The 16,455-nt window shown below is 57.5% G+C and carries 16 protein-coding genes; 10 read left to right on the top strand and 6 right to left on the bottom strand.

Annotated features, from left to right (window positions below; genetic code table 11):
• The first annotated feature begins 44 nt into the window (after window positions 1-44).
• The 6 genes from EA797_RS08375 (at window position 45) to EA797_RS08350 (ending at window position 6,111) form a co-directional block, all read left to right on the top strand.
• Window positions 45-1,295: an ABC transporter substrate-binding protein gene (locus tag EA797_RS08375; protein ID WP_122164769.1), complete on the top strand. Its 1,251-nt coding sequence runs from the start codon at window positions 45-47 to the stop codon at window positions 1,293-1,295.
• Between the two features lie 158 nt (window positions 1,296-1,453).
• Complete coding sequence (locus tag EA797_RS08370) at window positions 1,454-2,380, top strand: carbohydrate ABC transporter permease (protein WP_122164768.1); 927 nt, start codon at window positions 1,454-1,456, stop codon at window positions 2,378-2,380.
• Entirely contained in the window at window positions 2,373-3,218 is an 846-nt protein-coding gene (locus tag EA797_RS08365) for a carbohydrate ABC transporter permease (RefSeq protein WP_122164767.1), read from the top strand. The genes EA797_RS08370 and EA797_RS08365 overlap by 8 nt, the downstream gene beginning before the upstream one ends.
• 10 nt (window positions 3,219-3,228) lie before the next feature.
• The gene (locus tag EA797_RS08360; protein ID WP_122164766.1) at window positions 3,229-4,386 is read left to right on the top strand and encodes an ABC transporter ATP-binding protein; all 1,158 of its coding nucleotides are present in this window, start codon (window positions 3,229-3,231) and stop codon (window positions 4,384-4,386) included.
• A 222-nt stretch (window positions 4,387-4,608) separates the two neighbouring features.
• Window positions 4,609-5,832 carry a maltoporin gene (locus EA797_RS08355; protein WP_122164765.1) on the top strand — a complete coding sequence of 408 codons (1,224 nt, stop codon included), beginning with the start codon at window positions 4,609-4,611 and terminating at the stop codon, window positions 5,830-5,832.
• Between the two features lie 87 nt (window positions 5,833-5,919).
• Window positions 5,920-6,111 carry a DUF1289 domain-containing protein gene (locus tag EA797_RS08350; RefSeq protein ID WP_122164764.1) on the top strand — a complete coding sequence of 64 codons (192 nt, stop codon included), beginning with the start codon at window positions 5,920-5,922 and terminating at the stop codon, window positions 6,109-6,111.
• A 1-nt stretch (window position 6,112) separates the two neighbouring features.
• Here the strand turns inward: EA797_RS08350 and EA797_RS08345 are convergent, their stop codons facing one another.
• The gene (locus EA797_RS08345; RefSeq protein WP_122164763.1) at window positions 6,113-6,976 is read right to left on the bottom strand and encodes a MurR/RpiR family transcriptional regulator; all 864 of its coding nucleotides are present in this window, start codon (window positions 6,974-6,976) and stop codon (window positions 6,113-6,115) included.
• A 152-nt stretch (window positions 6,977-7,128) separates the two neighbouring features.
• On the opposite strand from EA797_RS08345, the gene zwf reads away from it, so the two are divergent.
• The 4 genes from zwf (at window position 7,129) to rluB (ending at window position 11,235) form a co-directional block, all read left to right on the top strand.
• Window positions 7,129-8,598, top strand: coding sequence for a glucose-6-phosphate dehydrogenase (zwf, locus tag EA797_RS08340; protein WP_122164762.1), 1,470 nt, complete (start codon window positions 7,129-7,131; stop codon window positions 8,596-8,598).
• Window positions 8,585-9,298 carry a 6-phosphogluconolactonase gene (gene pgl / locus EA797_RS08335; protein WP_122164761.1) on the top strand — a complete coding sequence of 238 codons (714 nt, stop codon included), beginning with the start codon at window positions 8,585-8,587 and terminating at the stop codon, window positions 9,296-9,298. Before zwf ends, pgl begins: the two co-directional genes overlap by 14 nt.
• A gap of 19 nt (window positions 9,299-9,317) precedes the next feature.
• Entirely contained in the window at window positions 9,318-9,968 is a 651-nt protein-coding gene (locus tag EA797_RS08330) for a bifunctional 4-hydroxy-2-oxoglutarate aldolase/2-dehydro-3-deoxy-phosphogluconate aldolase (RefSeq protein WP_122164760.1), read from the top strand.
• A 133-nt stretch (window positions 9,969-10,101) separates the two neighbouring features.
• Entirely contained in the window at window positions 10,102-11,235 is a 1,134-nt protein-coding gene (gene rluB, locus EA797_RS08325; RefSeq protein ID WP_122164759.1) for a 23S rRNA pseudouridine(2605) synthase RluB, read from the top strand.
• A gap of 76 nt (window positions 11,236-11,311) precedes the next feature.
• Here the strand turns inward: rluB and EA797_RS08320 are convergent, their stop codons facing one another.
• From EA797_RS08320 to EA797_RS08300, 5 genes are all read right to left on the bottom strand, one after another.
• Window positions 11,312-12,247, bottom strand: a complete 936-nt coding sequence (locus EA797_RS08320; protein ID WP_122164758.1) for a GGDEF domain-containing protein — start codon at window positions 12,245-12,247, stop codon at window positions 11,312-11,314.
• Window positions 12,248-12,451: 204 nt separating this feature from the next.
• Window positions 12,452-13,192, bottom strand: a complete 741-nt coding sequence (locus tag EA797_RS08315; protein WP_122164757.1) for a YciK family oxidoreductase — start codon at window positions 13,190-13,192, stop codon at window positions 12,452-12,454.
• A gap of 62 nt (window positions 13,193-13,254) precedes the next feature.
• Window positions 13,255-13,926 (bottom strand): N-acetylmuramic acid 6-phosphate phosphatase MupP, encoded by a 672-nt coding sequence (gene mupP, locus EA797_RS08310; protein WP_122164756.1) that lies wholly within the window; start codon window positions 13,924-13,926, stop codon window positions 13,255-13,257.
• Window positions 13,926-14,624: a bifunctional 2-polyprenyl-6-hydroxyphenol methylase/3-demethylubiquinol 3-O-methyltransferase UbiG gene (gene ubiG / locus EA797_RS08305; RefSeq protein ID WP_122164755.1), complete on the bottom strand. Its 699-nt coding sequence runs from the start codon at window positions 14,622-14,624 to the stop codon at window positions 13,926-13,928. Before ubiG ends, mupP begins: the two co-directional genes overlap by 1 nt.
• Before the next feature lie 141 nt (window positions 14,625-14,765).
• Complete coding sequence (locus EA797_RS08300; RefSeq protein WP_122166184.1) at window positions 14,766-16,097, bottom strand: TRZ/ATZ family hydrolase; 1,332 nt, start codon at window positions 16,095-16,097, stop codon at window positions 14,766-14,768.
• Window positions 16,098-16,455 lie beyond the last annotated feature (358 nt).

The raw sequence follows: 16,455 nt of genomic DNA, 5'->3' as shown, positions 1-16,455 counted from the left end.
CGCAAGCGAAGACTTGCATCGATAACAACAAGAAAGGAAAACCAATGAACGCAATACATCGTCTTGTTACTGCTGTTTCCCTGGCCTCCCTCGTACCCTTTGCTCACGCCGGTGAGGTTGAAGTTCTGCACTGGTGGACGTCGGGCGGCGAGAAGCGCGCCGCAGACACCCTTCAGCGACTCGTGGAAGAGCAGGGCCATACCTGGAAGGATTTCGCCGTAGCCGGCGGCGGTGGCGAAGCCGCCATGACCGTGTTGAAGACCCGTGCCGTTTCCGGCAACGCGCCTGCCGCTGCCCAGATCAAGGGTCCCGATATCCAGGAATGGGGCGAGCTGGGTCTGCTGACCGATCTCAATGATGTGGCTGAGAAAGCCAAATGGGACGAGTTACTGCCCAAGCAGGTCTCCACCGCCATGAAATATGACGGTGATTACGTGGCGGTGCCGGTCAACGTGCACCGGGTCAACTGGCTGTGGATCAATCCCGAAGTATTCGAAAAGGCGGGCGCTACGCCGCCTACCACCCTCGACGAATTCTTTGCTGCGGCAGAAAAGCTCAAGGCGGCTGGCTTCATGCCGCTGGCCCACGGTGGTCAGCCTTGGCAGGACGGTACCGTCTTCGAAGACCTTGCCTTGGCGGTGCTCGGCCCGGAAGACTTCCGCAAGGCGTTCGTCGATCTCGACCGCAACGTGCTGACCGGCGACAAGATGGTCGAAGCTTTTACCGCGCTGAAGAAGCTGCGTGGCTATGTCGACAACAACGCTGCAGGCCGTGACTGGAATAGTGCTACCGCGCTGGTGATGAACGGCAAGGCCGGCATGCAGATCATGGGCGACTGGGCCAAGAGCGAATGGAGCGCAGCAGAAAAGATCGCAGGTGAAGATTACAAGTGCCTGCCGTTCCCCGGAACTGAAGGTAGCTTTACCTACAACATCGACTCGCTAGCCATGTTCAAACTCAGCAACGACGATAACCGTCAAGCGCAGCAGGACCTGGCACGGACTGTTCTGGAGCCTGAATTCCAGCAATTCTTCAACCAGAACAAAGGCTCCATTCCGGTACGCCTGGATCAGGACATGAGCGAATTCGACGTCTGCGCCCAGCAGTCGATGAAGGACTTCAAGTCGGCAGCGCAAGGGCCGGGTCTGGTGCCGAGTCTGGCCCATGGGATGGCAGCATCCAGCTACGTCCAGGGCGCGGTCTTTGACGTCGTCACCAACTTCTTCAACGACCCTGCTGCCGATCCGAAGAAGGCGGCGCAGCAATTGGCTGCGGCGATTCAAGCGGTTCAGTAGGGCTTTGGGTCGCATTCCGCGGCCCTTTTTTACACACGACTGATGCCTTCGGCATCGTAACCCGGCGGCCGATCGATGATCGGCCGCGATGGGAAGGTCATGCCTCGTAATCAGCATTGGAACCGCGTCATGCGATCTGTATTCGTCCGGAGCCAACCATGAGCTCAACCGCTGTCATCACCAAGCCGTCCCGGCTGACCAAGGCCTCGCCGCTCGATGCATTGCAGTCCTGGCTACCCAAGCTGGTCCTGGCGCCGAGCATGCTCATCGTGCTGGTCGGTTTCTACGGTTACATCTTCTGGACGTTCCTGCTTTCGTTCACCAACTCACGCTTCATGCCCAGCTATAAATGGGTCGGCCTGCTGCAGTACGAGCGCCTCTGGAACAATGATCGCTGGTGGGTGGCAAGCAAGAATCTGCTGGTATTCGGCGGGTTGTTCATCACCATCAGCCTTACCATCGGCGTGCTGCTCGCCGTTTTGCTGGATCAGCGTATACGCCGTGAAGGCTTCATACGCACCGTTTACCTGTATCCGATGGCGCTATCGATGATCGTCACCGGTACGGCATGGAAGTGGTTGCTCAACCCCGGGCTGGGCATCGACAAGATGCTGCGCGACTGGGGCTGGGAAGGGTTTCGTTTTGACTGGCTGGTGGATCCGGATCGGGTCGTGTACTGCCTGGTCATCGCTGCCGTCTGGCAGGCGTCGGGTTTCGTCATGGCGTTGTTTCTGGCCGGGTTGCGTGGCGTCGACCAGTCCATCGTGCGCGCGGCGCAGATCGACGGCGCCAGCCTACCGAGTATCTATCTTCGTATCGTTCTGCCGAGCCTGCGTCCGGTTTTCTTCAGCGCATTGATGATCCTTGCGCATATCGCCATCAAGGCGTTCGACCTGGTAGCTGCAATGACAGCAGGTGGCCCCGGCTACGCCTCGGATCTTCCCGCGATGTTCATGTACGCCCACACCTTCACTCGTGGGCAAATGGGACTCGGCGCTGCCAGCGCCATCCTGATGCTCGGGGCCGTTATGGCAATCGTCGTGCCTTACCTGTATTCGGAATTGAGGAACAAGCGCCATGACTAGTCTGGTAGGGCGCAAGCGCCTGACATTTAGCCGGGTGGCGATCTACGCGACTTTGCTGATTGCGGTAGCCGTGTATCTGGTGCCGCTGGTGGTAATGCTGTTGACCAGCTTCAAGACTCCGGAAGACATCCGTACCGGCAATCTCCTGTCGTGGCCCGATGTGATGACCGCTATTGGCTGGATCAAGGCGTGGGACGCGGTTGGTGGTTATTTCTGGAACTCGGTGAAGATCACGGTGCCGGCGGTGATCATCTCGACGCTGCTTGGCGCGCTCAATGGCTATGTCTTGGCCATGTGGCGGTTTCGTGGCTCGCAGCTGTTCTTCGGACTGTTGTTGTTCGGCTGCTTTCTGCCGTTCCAGGTGATCCTGCTTCCAGCCTCATTCACCCTGGGTCAGCTCGGACTCGCCAACACGACCCCCGGATTGGTGCTGGTGCATCTGGTTTACGGCTTGGCGTTCACCACTCTGTTCTTCCGAAATTTTTACGTGAGCGTCCCCGACGCGCTGATCCGTGCGGCGCGCCTCGATGGGGCGGGCTTCTTCACCATATTCGGGCGGATTCTGCTGCCGATGTCGATCCCCACGATCATGGTTTGCCTGATCTGGCAGTTCACCCAGATCTGGAACGACTTCCTGTTCGGTGTGGTGTTTGCGAGCGGTGACACGCAACCGATCACTGTGGCGCTGAACAACCTGGTCAACACCAGCACGGGCGCCAAGGAATACAACGTCGATATGGCTGCGGCGATGATCGCCGGGCTGCCAACGCTGGTGGTGTACATCCTCGCCGGCAAGTATTTCCTGCGCGGGCTTACGGCCGGCGCGGTCAAGGGTTAGGAGAGCGACCATGGCTGCACTAGAACTTTGTAACGTCCGCAAGAGTTATCCCGGCAGCGCCAATGAAACGCTGAAAGACATCGATCTTAAAATCGAGGATGGTGAATTCCTGATCCTGGTCGGCCCGTCGGGCTGCGGCAAGTCGACGCTGATGAACTGCATCGCAGGGCTCGAAGACATTTCGGGAGGAGAGATTCGGGTCGATGGGGCTGATATCAGCTCTGCCAGCCCGAAGGATCGCGACATCGCCATGGTGTTCCAGTCGTACGCGCTTTACCCAACCATGACCGTGCAGGAGAACATTGCCTTCGGCCTGAAGATGCGCAAGATCCCGGCGGCAAAGATCGAGGAAGAAGTATCACGCGTCGCCAAGTTGCTGCAGATCGAACACTTGCTGGGTCGTAAACCCTCGCAGCTATCCGGCGGCCAGCAGCAGCGTGTGGCCATGGGCCGGGCACTTGCGCGGCGACCGAAGATCTATCTGTTCGACGAGCCATTATCCAACCTCGACGCCAAGCTGCGCGTCGAGATGCGTACTGAAATCAAGCTGATGCATCAGCGTCTGAAAACCACCACGGTCTACGTCACCCATGACCAGATCGAAGCCATGACGCTGGGCGATAAGGTGGCGGTCATGAAGGACGGTATCGTCCAGCAATTCGGCACGCCGAAAGAGATTTACAACAACCCGGCGAATCTGTTCGTGGCGAGCTTCATCGGATCTCCTCCGATGAACTTCATCCCCCTTAGGCTGAACAAGCAAGGTTCGACCTGGCGTGCGGTGCTCGACAGTGGGCAGGATCGCTGCGAGCTGCCGCTGCAGCTTGCCGAAGGCGAATCGCTTGAAGGTCGCGAGGTGATTCTAGGCATTCGCCCCGAGCAGATCAGTCTGGGCACCGAGGGAGGCCTGCCTGCTCTGCGCGCAGAAGTGCAGGTAGTGGAACCTACAGGCCCGGACACTATGGTTTTCGTCGAGCTGAACCAGACAAAGGTCTGCGTCCGGCTTGCGCCTGATTCGGCGCCTGCGCCGGGTGTCAGCCTGAATCTGCAATTCGAACCGGACAAGGTGCTGTTGTTCGATGCCAAAACAGGCGAGAGGCTGGGGGTCGTCAGAAACAATGGCTCGACCGGGCAAAATGGCACCGTTACCCGTTTGATGGCCCGATGAGTTCGAGTGGGAAAAAGGCTTGGTCGCGGTATATCTGCGTACCGGCACAGGTTTCATTCGAATGTTATTGATGTGCATGGTTTTTCGGCGATACGGGCGAACACCGTAAATGCCAGAAAGTCGAAACGCAGCTCGCCTGTGCGAGCTTGCGGATCGTAAGGAGAGCCGTGTTCGGCTCGATCCAACAGCAGTAACAACAATAAGAAGCTAATTGGAGCGGATATGAAAAAAACCACACGCCTGGGCCTCGCGGTTTCGCTGGCCAGCCTCGCCATGCCTGTTGCGGTCCATGCACTGGACTTCAACGGATATGTTCGCAGCGGCGTCGGCGAATCGAGCGGCAGTGATTCGCAGGCCTGTTTCCAATTGCCTGGCGCACCTTCAAAGTTTCGCCTTGGTAACGAGTGCGAGCAGTACGCGGAGCTGGGCTTGCGCCATGACCTGGTCACGATGAACGACGGTTCTGTATTCAGCATCGAGGGCATGGCTGCGCTATACAACGAGTACGACCACACGCCCAGGTTCACTGGCGATCATGGCTTTGCCCGCGTGGTGCAGGCCTATGCTGAGTGGAGCAAGATGCCTGCGCTCAACGGCGGTTCGTTGTGGGCCGGACGGCGATTCTACAAGCGGAACGATATTCACATTTCCGACTTCTATTACTGGAACCAGAGCGCCACCGGTGCCGGTATCGAAGATATGGAAATCGGCGGTCTGAAATATAGCTATGCCTTCTCCCGTAAGGACAGCGTGTTTCAGAAGGAGTACATCAACCGTCACGATTTCAACGTTGGGGGCTTCAAATCCAATCCTGACGGCGAGCTGCAGTTCGGGGTCAGCTACATCGATGATCCTGATCAGAGCGACTCCAATAGCGGCTGGGCTGTAACGGCTCAGCATCAGCAGGTTGGCTTCCTGGGTGGCAGCAATACCTTTGCGGTTCAATATGGGGAAGGTCCCGGCACCGGGCTGGGCTACACCGGAGACGTCACGCTTGGTAGCAGCGATAAGAGCTGGCGCGTGGTCGAGTTCTTCGACTGGCAGGTCACGCCCCGTTTCGGTGGGCAGTTCCAAGCTGTTTATCAGAAGGACAAGCGTCAGGATGGCGGCGATCAGGATTGGATCTCCGTGGGCGTCCGGCCGGTTTATGCACTCACCGATCAATTCAAGCTGGTGGCAGAAGTTGGCCACGACCAGATCGATGCTCCGGAAGGAACCCGTAAGCTGACCAAGTTCACCGTTGCGCCAACCTGGTCGCCTGCCGGCCCGGACTTCTGGTCACGTCCTGAAGTGCGTCTGTATTACACCTATGCCCAGTGGAACGATGCGGCGCAGCAAGCGGCCAACTTGATGGCAGCCGGTAGCGCACTGTCTGAAACCGGTGCGTTTGGCAATGCCCAGCACGGCTCCAACTTCGGTGTTCAGGTCGAGTACTGGTGGGACTGATCGGAACGATAGCCAAAATCGCTTAGAACCTCCCGGCAGCGTGGGCCTCTACTTAGCGGTAGGGTCCCAGCTTTACCGGAGGTGGTTTTGGGCGACAAGGCTAAAAATCCGTGCATCAGTATCTGCAAGCTCAAGGACGACATCTGTATCGGTTGCGGTCGCAGCCGGGACGAGATGAAGGCCTGGAAAGGCATGAAGAACAAAGAGCGCAAGGCGGTCAACGAAGTGGCCGCCGAGCGGCTCAAAGGCCTTGGCAAGGCGAAGAAGAAAAAGAAGTAAATCAGTTTTCTTCGGCCGGATAGCGAGTCGCCATCAGGCTCTCTTTGATCTTTCTCAGGTGCGGTTGAAAATCGACCCCACGGCGCAGTGTCACGCCCGCCGCGAGTGCATCGAGCACCGTCAGCTGGATGATGCGCGACGTCATCGGCATGTAGATATCGGTGTCCTCCGGCAGGGGGATATCCAGGCTCAGGGTGCAGACCTTCGCCAAGGGAGAGCCTGCTGCCGTCAATCCCAGTACCGAGGCGCCATTGTCGCGCGCCATCGTCGCTGCCTCGACCAGCTCGCGGGTACGCCCCGTGTACGAAATGATTACGAACAAGTCGCCGGTATGTGCAACCGATGCCAGCATTCGCTGCATCAGCACGTCGCTATGGGCAGTTACTGGCAAGTTGAATCGGAAGAACTTGTGTTGTGCGTCCAGTGCCACCGAGGATGATGCGCCCAGCCCAAAGAAGTGAATCTGACGCGCCTGGATCATCAGATCCACGGCATGGCTGATTGCCTGCGGATCTATCGCCTGACAGGCGCTGTCGAGCGAAGCGATAGTGCTGCCGAAGATCTTTCGCGTGTAAGCCTCCGGGCCGTCGTCAGCTTCCACGGCGCGGCTGACGTAGGCCGCGCCACTAGCCAGGCTCTGTGCCAGCTGGATCTTGAAAGCAGGGTAACCCGCTGCGCCGAATGACCGACAAAACCGATTGACGGTCGGCTCACTGACCTTTGCCGCCTGCGCCAGTGCAGCGATGCTGTAACGCGTGGCTTGCTGCGCATCGCTCAAGATGACTTCCGCAACTTTCCGTTCGGCCTTGTTCAGTTCGTCTAGCCGATTTTTTATCTGTTCCAAGAGATTTTTCATGCGATCCATGTCTCTTCTTTCAAGGGCTCGCGTTTGCAGCGGCTTTCGGCAGCTGTTCATGACGCGAAAAAATCACGATATGTTGTTTTAATAACAACATTATGTGCTTAAAATGTGCGCAACAACCTGTCACGCAGCCTAATTTGGTTAGTATAAAAAACATGCCTGCTATTACTGTTGACGCAACTACCTTTGCTTTGTTCGGCGCGCTGGGCGACCTGGCGCTACGCAAGCTGTTCCCAGCACTTTACCAGCTTGATCGAGCGGGGCTGCTCCATCGTGACACCCGCATCTTGGCGCTCTCGCGCGATATCGGAGATTCAGCGGTACACCTCGATCGGATCGAACAGGCGTTGCGTCGGTATGTCCCAGCGGCGCAGTTAGATGAGGAGACCCTATCCCGGTTCGGCGCAAGGCTGGAATATCTGACAATGGATTTCCGTAATGCCCAGGATTACACGGCCCTCGCTCAGGTGGTGTCGCCGGACTTGCCGTTGATTGCCTATTTCGCTACGCCTGCTTCGGTGTACGGCGCTATTTGTGAAAATCTCGCAGCGGCTGGGTTGGCTGATCAGGCCCGCGTAGTGCTGGAGAAGCCAATCGGCCATGACCTCGAATCGTCCAGAGTGGTCAATGATGCGGTTGCCCAGTACTTCCCGGAGACGAGGATTTACCGAATCGATCACTATCTCGGTAAGGAAACTGTGCAGAACCTGATTGCGCTGCGCTTTGCCAATAGTCTGTTCGAAACGCAATGGAATCAGCACCATATTTCCCACGTGGAAATCACGGTTGCGGAGACAGTTGGCATCGAGGGGCGTTGGGGGTACTTCGATCAGGCCGGACAGCTGCGCGACATGATCCAGAACCATCTGCTCCAGCTCCTGTGCCTGATCGCGATGGACCCGCCGAGCGATCTCACTGCCGACAGCATCCGTGATGAGAAGGTGAAGGTGCTCAAAGCGCTGGCTCCGATCACGCCCGAGCGCATCGGCCAGCAAGTAGTGCGCGGCCAGTATGTCGCGGGTTCGGTCGGCGGCAAGGCGGTGCCCGGCTATCTCGAAGAAGAGAACTCCAATGCGGAGAGCAGCACCGAAACTTTTGTTGCTCTGCGTGCTGACATCTGCAACTGGCGCTGGTCAGGCGTGCCGTTCTACCTGCGCACGGGCAAACGCATGGGCGAAAAGGTTTCGCAGATTGTCATTCATTTCAAAGAGCCGCCTTTCTATATTTTCGCCCCCGAACAGCGCTCGCTGATCAGTAATCGGTTGATCATTCGCTTGCAGCCGGACGAAGGCATTTCGTTGCAGGTAATGACCAAAGAGCAGGGCCTCGACAAGGGAATGCATTTACGCAGCGGGCCTCTGCAACTCAACTTCTCCCAAACCTACAAGAGCTCCCGCATTCCGGATGCATACGAGCGATTGCTGCTCGAGGTAATGCAGGGCAACCAGAATCTTTTCGTCCGCAAGGATGAAATTGAGTACGCCTGGAAATGGTGTGATCAGCTGATCGATGGGTGGTCACGCATGGGCGATGCGCCAAAAGCGTATCCGGCAGGTTCTTGGGGTCCAGTTGCATCCATCGCACTTATCACTCGTGACGGGAGGTCTTGGTATGGCGATCTCTGATTTGCCGCTTCCGGCTGAAGTCGGATCTCAAAGCTTCAAAGACGCAGCGCATATGGCGCAGGCGCTGGCTGAGCGTGTCGCTCGCGCGCTTGATGATGCGGTGAGCCAGCAGGGCGGGGCGAGTTTGGTGGTATCCGGTGGGCGAAGCCCCATTGCGTTCTTCGAGGCGCTGTCCACATGCGAACTTGACTGGTCGCGCGTCCAGGTCAGCCTGGCCGACGAGCGCTGGGTAGACGTCAGCGATCCAGACAGTAATGAGGGTCTGCTGCGTCGGCATCTGTTGCAGAACGCAGCGGCCGAAGCGCAGCTGATTGGATTGTCTCAGCCCGCCGAATCACTCGATCAGGCCGCACACCAGGCTGGTCAGAAGCTCTCCAGCCTTCGGCAGCCCATTGATGTGTTGGTACTAGGCATGGGCAGCGATGGTCATACCGCGTCGCTGTTTCCTGCCAGTCCGATGCTCGAGCAGGCATTGGATCCGGACGGCACAGAGCGCTGCCTGCCGATGTTGGCGCCGTCCAAGCCGCAACAGCGCATCACCATGACCTATCCGCTCCTGGTCTCGGCACGCACGCAAATACTGTCCATTCAGGGATCGGAAAAGCTCGAAACACTGCAACAGGCCCTGAGCCTCGAACCGATGCAAATGCCCATTCGCGCATTTCTGCATTCTCCTTTGGAAATCTATTGGTGCCCCTGAGGGCCGAGGATCTTTGCCCATGAACATGGAACAGAAAAACGCTCAGATCGAACAGATCTGTACCGAAGCGCGCATCCTTCCGGTAATCACGATTGGCAGCGAGGAGCAGATCCTGCCATTGGCCGATGCGCTTGCGGCGGGTGGTCTCAAGGCTCTTGAAATCACATTGCGCTCTGCTCACGGCCTGACGGCGATACGGCGCCTTCGCCAGGAACGCCCTGATCTTTGCGTTGGGGCAGGAACGGTGCTGGACAGGCGCATGATGGATGAGGTCGAGGCAGCTGGTGCGCAGTTCATCGTATCGCCCGGCGCTACTGACGAGCTGCTGCAAGCCGGAGTGAACTGCTCTGTGCCGCTGCTGGCTGGGATCAGCAATGCGTCCGACATCATGCGTGGCTATGCACTGGGATATCGTCGCTTCAAGCTGTTCCCAGCCGAAGTGTGCGGTGGTGTTGCCGCCATTAAAGCGCTGGGCGGGCCATTCGCTGACGTGCGCTTCTGTCCCACCGGAGGCGTGAATGCGGCAAATGCCGCTCAGTACCTTTCGCTTCCGAACGTCATGTGTGTGGGTGGAACCTGGATGATCGACGGCGCAGCGCTTAAGAATGGAGACTGGGCCAGCATTCAGAAAGCTACAGCTGACGCTCTGGCTGCGCTGAATAACGCTTGATCAATCGACGGTAGGACTGGCCGCGCTCGAACGTAACGCGGTTCGGCTGCTAACCTCCCTAGTGCTTTGGCAGGCCGGCCCGCGTATAGTGCGCGGCCTTTCTATCGGAACTGCCACACCGGGAGGTGCCCAGATGACCGAACACGAAGATACAACCCCTCATATTGCTCACGGCGAGAAGCTGCAGAAGGTCCTTGCTCGTCTCGGCCTTGCATCGCGCCGCGATGTCGAAAACTGGATCGCCGCTGGCCGTGTAAAGGTCAACGGTACCATCGCAACGCTCGGCCAGCGTGTCGATCTGCATGACGCCATCGCTGTTGACGGCCGCCTGCTCAAGCGCGAAGAAGCTTCTGAGACAGTCCGCCGTGTGCTGATCTACAACAAACCCGATGGCGAGATCTGTACGCGCGACGACCCGGAAGGGCGCCCCACTGTTTTTGATCGCCTGCCGCGCCCGAAAGAGGGCCGCTGGATCAACATCGGCCGTCTCGATATCAATACGACCGGCTTGCTGTTGTTCACGACCGATGGCGAACTGGCGAATCGTTTGATGCATCCCTCGTATGAAATGGACCGTGAGTACGCGGTCCGGGTACGCGGTGAGGTCGATGACGAGATGATCGAGCGTCTGAAGACCGGCGTCATGCTTGAAGACGGGCCGGCACGCTTCACTGACATCCAGCAAGCGCCTGGTGGTGAGGGCTTTAACCACTGGTATCACTGCGTCGTAATGGAAGGTCGCAACCGTGAAGTCCGCCGTCTGTGGGAGTCCCAAGGGCTTGTCGTCAGCCGATTGAAGCGTGTGCGATTCGGTCCGGTGTTCATGACATCCGATTTGCCCATGGGCCGCTGGCGCGAAATGTCTCAGAGCGAAGTTGACATCCTCAGCGAGGAAGTTGGCCTCAAGCCAGTCGCGCTACCGGGCATGAAGGCCAAGACCAAGGAAAAGATCGATCGAATGCAACGCAAGGTAGCCAAGCCTATCGGACGTGGCGATCGTCGGCCTCGAGTCCTTCGTTCTTCACACGAGGCGGATGTACCCAGTGGCGGCGACGCCGGCCGTCGTTCGCGTGACGATAAGCCGGTCCGTAAGCCTCGCGATGCAGACGAGCGCAGCAAGCCGAGTCGTGGTACGCCTGTTGCGGAGCGTCCTGGCGCAGCAGGACGTGGCCGTGGCAAGCCATCCCCTGCCAAGCGCGGCGGCCCGCCCGCGTCAGAAGGTCAGCGACCTGGGTTCGGCCGAGGCGACCGCGGCAAGCGTCCCTGATCTTGCGTTAGCGCCGAAATGTGTAAGGCGGTGCCGTAATGGCCCGCCTTTTTGGCACCTTTCGCGGACAGGCTTCCTATGCTGAGGCGATACGCGTGAGATTACGGCCGTCCCGTTTGGCTTGGTACAAGGCAACGTCAGCGCGTCTCAATAATTGCTCGTGAGATTCGGTTGGCATAAAGGTGGCGCACCCGAGGCTGGCCGACAGACGCACCTGTTTTTCGCCAACAAGCAGGCAAAGCGTTTGTACTGCAGCTCTTATACGTTCCGCTACGACTAAAGCCGCCTCGGCCCCAGTGTTGGATAGCACGAGAACGAACTCTTCGCCGCCAAAGCGAAACACCATATCGACATTGCGCAACTGTTCTTTGAGCAGCAGCGCCACTGCTTTCAGCGCAGCATCGCCTGCCTGATGGCCATATGTGTCGTTCAAGGCTTTGAAATGGTCCATGTCGAGCATCACGACTGACAGGGACTGGTCGTGTCGCCGCGACAGTTCTGTTTCCCGCACCAGTCCTTGCTCCAACGCTATGCGATTACCCGCGCCGGTCAGTGGGTCCTTCAGCGACGCCTGGATCGCCCTGCGGTATAGCAGCGCGTTGCGTAGCGGGAACAACGTACAGCTTATCAGCTGCTCAGCCTGATCCAATGCCCACTCGGGAATGGCTTCATTACTCAATAGGCTGAGTTCACCGATGCTCTCGCCCTGATGGAAAAGTGAATAGCTGACGTCGTTGCTTTCGACTGGCTGTCCGAGCTGAAGATGAAAGTCCGTCTCGGAATGGTGGTAAGTAAGTCCACTAAGCGGCAGCAGGTGCTGAGCTTCTTCTAGGAAGAATCCCAGGATCCGGTCAATTTCGAGGCTGGTTTGCAGACGCAATGGAAGGCTTAGCAACACTTCCGCAAGTGTCCGCCTACTGGGTGCTGCCGTCCGGCTGCCGTGAAACTCCAGCCGACGGACATGTGCGGCGCGGATGTTTACTGTGGAATGGTCCTGTTTATTGGGCAGCATGGGATCAACCTCGGAACGCAGTTTGCGCTAGTAGTTGATCTAATGCGAATTTGATGCCAATTTGAAAAACCGTTAAGAAACAGCAGGTTACTGGTGTATTGACAGCTGACGTGGCAAACGGCTGCCAGCGAAACGGCGAAATGATGCCAAATTGACATGGCACCCCAAGCGAAGCGCCGGGAAACAGGCGCTTGCCTGTCTGCGTTACTGAGCGTCCAGAGCTTTACCGTTTGTGCCGATGCTGTCTGGCCCCATTAGATACAGATAGAGCGGCATGATGTCCGATGGAAGCGGATTGACGTTTGGGTTCTCGCCAGGATAAGCCTTAGCTCTCATATCAGTTCGGGTTGCGCCCGGATTGATACTGTTGCAGCGGACGGTTCCGGTGTCCTCGAGTTCGTCGGCTAGCACCTGCATCAAGCCTTCCGTGGCAAACTTGGATACGGCATATCCACCCCAATAAGCACGGCCTTTGCGCCCGACACTGCTCGACGTGAAAATTAGAGATGCATCCTCTGACAGCTTGAGCAGAGGAAGTAATGTGCTGGTCAGCATGAACGCGGCATTGACGTTGACCTGCATGACACGCATGAAGTTGTCACCTGACAGTTGTTCGATAGGCGTGCGCGGTCCAATGATTCCGGCGTTGTGAAGCAATCCGTCAAGACGGCCGAACTCTCGCTCAATGGTCGCGGCAAGCTCGTCGTACTGGTGGGGTAGTGCGGTCTCAAGGTTCAGCGGTATCACTGCCGGTTGTGCCCAGCCAGCAGCTTCGATCTCGTCATAGACGCGATTGAGATTTTCTTCGCTTTTGCCCATCAGCAGGACAGTCGCCCCATGAGCCGCGTAGGCTTTGGCTGCTGCTTCACCGATTCCCCGGCCAGCGCCGGTAACCAGGATGATCCGACCCTTGAGCAGGTCAGGGCGGGAGGAATACTGGAACATCTGAGGCCTCATTGCAGATCGTGGGAAAAGCCCACAGTGAAGTCGGAAAAAAGATGAGAATGTCAGTTGCTGGTGGAGACTTGATTGAGGTACGCCCGCAATTCGAGCGGGTGTTCTACAACGATATCCGCACCCCAGGCGTCTGGATTGTCATCTGGGTGTATATAGCCGTAACGCACAGCAGCAGTGCGGCTGCCTGCCGCCCGGCCGGACTCGATATCGCGTAAATCGTCTCCTACGAACAGTACGGTCGCCGGGTCCAGTCCTAACTGCTCGCAAGCCAGGGTCATCGGTTCCGGATCGGGTTTGCTCTTGCTGACATGGTCAGGGCAGACCAGCACGGCAGAGCGGGATGCCAGACCCAGCTGCTGCATGATCGGCTCTGCAAATCGCAACGGCTTGTTTGTCACTACGCCCCATATAAGGCCTGCTTGCTCTATTTCGACGAGCAGCTCCGCCATTCCCTCATACAAACAGCTTTCAACGGCACAGTGTTCTTGATATCGATCCAGGAACTCCAGTCGCAAGGTTTCGAACTCGTCCGACATCGGGTCGACTGCAAAGGCGCTCAGCACCATTGCCCGCGCGCCACCTGATACGACATCCCGTACATGTTGGTCAGGAACGCGATCAAGGCCGCGAGAGGTGCGCATGGCCTGAGTAACCGCTATGAAATCGGGTGCGGTATCGAGCAGCGTGCCGTCCATGTCGAACAATATTGCGCGCAGACGCATCAGGCCTCCCGTACTGTCTGGATCATGTAGTTCACATCCACATCAGGTGAAAGCTTGTAGTGCTTCGTCAGCGGATTGTAGGTAAGGCCAATGACATCCTTGACCTCGAGGCCGACGTCACGGCTCCAGGCACCAAGCTCTGATGGTCGAATGAATTTGCGATAGTCATGGGTACCGCGCGGTAACAGCTGCAGCACATATTCAGCGCCAATAATGGCGAATGCGTAGGCCTTGGGGTTGCGATTGATAGTGGAGAAGAACACTTGGCCGCCGGGCTTCACCATCTTGTAGCAGGCGCGAATAACGGAGGCGGGGTCGGGCACGTGCTCAAGCATTTCAAGGCACGTGACAACGTCGAATTGCTCGGGTTGCTCTTCGGCCAATGCCTCGGCAGTGATTTGTCGATAGTCGATTTCCAGGCCGGACTCAAGCAGGTGCAGCCTCGCAACCGACAGCGGGGCTTCGCCCATGTCGATTCCTGTTACGGCGGCGCCGCGCTGGGCCATGGCTTCACTGAGGATTCCGCCGCCGCACCCCACGTCAAGAACATTCTTACCCGCCAAGGACACATGCTCGTCGATCCAGTTAACCCGAAGAGGATTGATCTCATGCAGCGGTTTGAACTCGCTTTCGCGGTCCCACCAGCGGTGGGCCAATGCTTCAAATTTGGCGATTTCAGCGTGGTCGACATTGCTCATGGTGTGTTCCATTTGAAAGCTTGAGGGAGAAGCTTGAGCGCTAATCGCTAATGGTGCCAGCTTCCGTCAGACGAAGAGCTCCTGATGGAGGCTCTGCGAGTAGGTCAGTTTGTCGCGGTGTGGGTGGTCATCGGCACGTGTTTATTTTCTGGAGCCTATCCTTTCGCCCCATTCTTTGGCCGTAGCGATTACGCGCTCCTCATCGATACGGGTGAGTTTGCGATCATCTAGCAGCTGCTTTCCGCCTACCCATACATGACGTACGCAGTCTCTAGTGCTGGAATAAATCAGTTGTGAGACCGGGTCATAAACGGGTTGCTGGGCCAAGCGTGACAGGTCGAATGCAACCATGTCGGCAAACTTGCCTACCTCCAGTGTGCCCGTATGTTCCTCCAGCCCTAGAGCGCGTGCGCCATTGAGAGTAGCCATGCGTAGCGCCCGATGGGCATTGAGCGCAGTCGCAGACCCCGCAACCGCTTTGGCAAGCAACGCTGCGGTCCGCGTTTCGCCTAGCAAATCCAGATCGTTATTGCTCGCGGCGCCGTCGGTCCCAATGCCGACATTCACGCCTGCTTCCCACAGGCGCTCGACAGGGCAAAAACCACTCGCTAACTTAAGGTTGGATTCCGGGCAATGAATGACACTGCAATTGTGCTCAACGAGCAGTGCGATGTCCTCGTCGTTTACCTGGGTCATGTGTACGGCCTGGAAGCGTGGGCCGAGGAGTTGCAGGCGAGCCAGGCGAGCGAGCGGGCGCTCACCGTGTTTGCTTATGGCTTCCTCAACTTCATGCGCCGTTTCGTGGACATGCATATGAATGCCTATGTCCATTTCCGCCACCAGGGTCCGAATGCTGTCCAGCTTGTCGTCGGCAACTGAGTAGGGGGCATGCGGGCCGAATGCGATATTCAGGCGCGGGTGGTGCTTGAGATCATCGAATAACGCTACGCCTTTGCGCAGCGACTCGTCGGCATCGCGCGCGCCTGGAATGGGGAAGTCTAATACCGGAATGGTTATTTGCGCCCTTACGCCGTGCTTGTGAACAAGCTGGGTGACGACTTCGGGGAAGAAATACATATCGGAAAAGCAGGTGATGCCACTCTGCAATTGCTCCGCAATGGCCAGCTCGCTTCCCGCATAAATGAAGGCCTCGTCCACCCATTTGCTTTCGGCTGGCCATATATGATCGCGGAGCCAGGTCATCAAGGGGAGGTCGTCTGCGAGCCCGCGGAACAAGGTCATGGCTGCGTGGCCGTGAGCATTCACCAATCCGGGTGCCAATAGCATTCCGCTAAGCTCGCGAGTTTCTCGGGCAGGGTATTGAGCTGCCTCCGCACGTGGAGCAATGAGCGCTATGCGTCCATCCCTGACGCCTAGCGCGTAGTTCGTGAGTACAACACCGGCCGGTTCCACCGGAACAAGCCAGGTAGGTAACAGTAATAGGTCAAGCGGGTCGGTATCTGTATGGGGCATGAAGGCCATCTGGGCAGATTCGCGGGGGATATATAAGTGTAAAGCGTGTAGGGCTTCGTTAGAAGAAACTAGACCCTTCACTATAGAAGGTCGATTGCTGCAGCGCAGATTGCTTATGTTGAACAGACAGCAGAAGCTAAATTTGAAACAACCGTTGACGTGAGAATTGCAGTGCCTATAATGCGCACCTTCTCCGGCGCAGGCCTTTAGCGAAATCTCTTGTAAATCAAGAAGTTAGCGAAATTTAAGGCTTGCACGGGTGGCGAATTCGAGTAGAATGCGCCGGGCTGACAAGGTGGTGGTTGAGCTTTGTTGGTGGCTCTGGTCAGGTTGATCGGAAGCGGTTGAAAGAGGTGGT

It is taken from the genome of Stutzerimonas zhaodongensis (assembly GCF_003696365.1).
GTDB classification, from domain to species: Bacteria; Pseudomonadota; Gammaproteobacteria; order Pseudomonadales; family Pseudomonadaceae; genus Stutzerimonas; species Stutzerimonas zhaodongensis.
The sequence above is the reverse complement of the archived record's forward strand: the minus strand, read 5'-3'. Positions and strand labels throughout refer to the sequence as shown.

Coding starts and splice junctions, on each gene's coding strand:
- EA797_RS08375 (WP_122164769.1), top strand. CDS start 45: ATGAACGCAATACATCGTCTTGTTACTGCTGTTTCCCTGGCCTCCCTC.
- EA797_RS08370 (WP_122164768.1), top strand. CDS start 1,454: ATGAGCTCAACCGCTGTCATCACCAAGCCGTCCCGGCTGACCAAGGCC.
- EA797_RS08365 (WP_122164767.1), top strand. CDS start 2,373: ATGACTAGTCTGGTAGGGCGCAAGCGCCTGACATTTAGCCGGGTGGCG.
- EA797_RS08360 (WP_122164766.1), top strand. CDS start 3,229: ATGGCTGCACTAGAACTTTGTAACGTCCGCAAGAGTTATCCCGGCAGC.
- EA797_RS08355 (WP_122164765.1), top strand. CDS start 4,609: ATGAAAAAAACCACACGCCTGGGCCTCGCGGTTTCGCTGGCCAGCCTC.
- EA797_RS08345 (WP_122164763.1), bottom strand. CDS start 6,976: ATGGATCGCATGAAAAATCTCTTGGAACAGATAAAAAATCGGCTAGAC.
- zwf (WP_122164762.1), top strand. CDS start 7,129: ATGCCTGCTATTACTGTTGACGCAACTACCTTTGCTTTGTTCGGCGCG.
- pgl (WP_122164761.1), top strand. CDS start 8,585: ATGGCGATCTCTGATTTGCCGCTTCCGGCTGAAGTCGGATCTCAAAGC.
- EA797_RS08330 (WP_122164760.1), top strand. CDS start 9,318: ATGAACATGGAACAGAAAAACGCTCAGATCGAACAGATCTGTACCGAA.
- rluB (WP_122164759.1), top strand. CDS start 10,102: ATGACCGAACACGAAGATACAACCCCTCATATTGCTCACGGCGAGAAG.
- EA797_RS08320 (WP_122164758.1), bottom strand. CDS start 12,247: ATGCTGCCCAATAAACAGGACCATTCCACAGTAAACATCCGCGCCGCA.
- EA797_RS08315 (WP_122164757.1), bottom strand. CDS start 13,192: ATGTTCCAGTATTCCTCCCGCCCTGACCTGCTCAAGGGTCGGATCATC.
- mupP (WP_122164756.1), bottom strand. CDS start 13,926: ATGCGTCTGCGCGCAATATTGTTCGACATGGACGGCACGCTGCTCGAT.
- ubiG (WP_122164755.1), bottom strand. CDS start 14,624: ATGAGCAATGTCGACCACGCTGAAATCGCCAAATTTGAAGCATTGGCC.
- EA797_RS08300 (WP_122166184.1), bottom strand. CDS start 16,097: ATGCCCCATACAGATACCGACCCGCTTGACCTATTACTGTTACCTACC.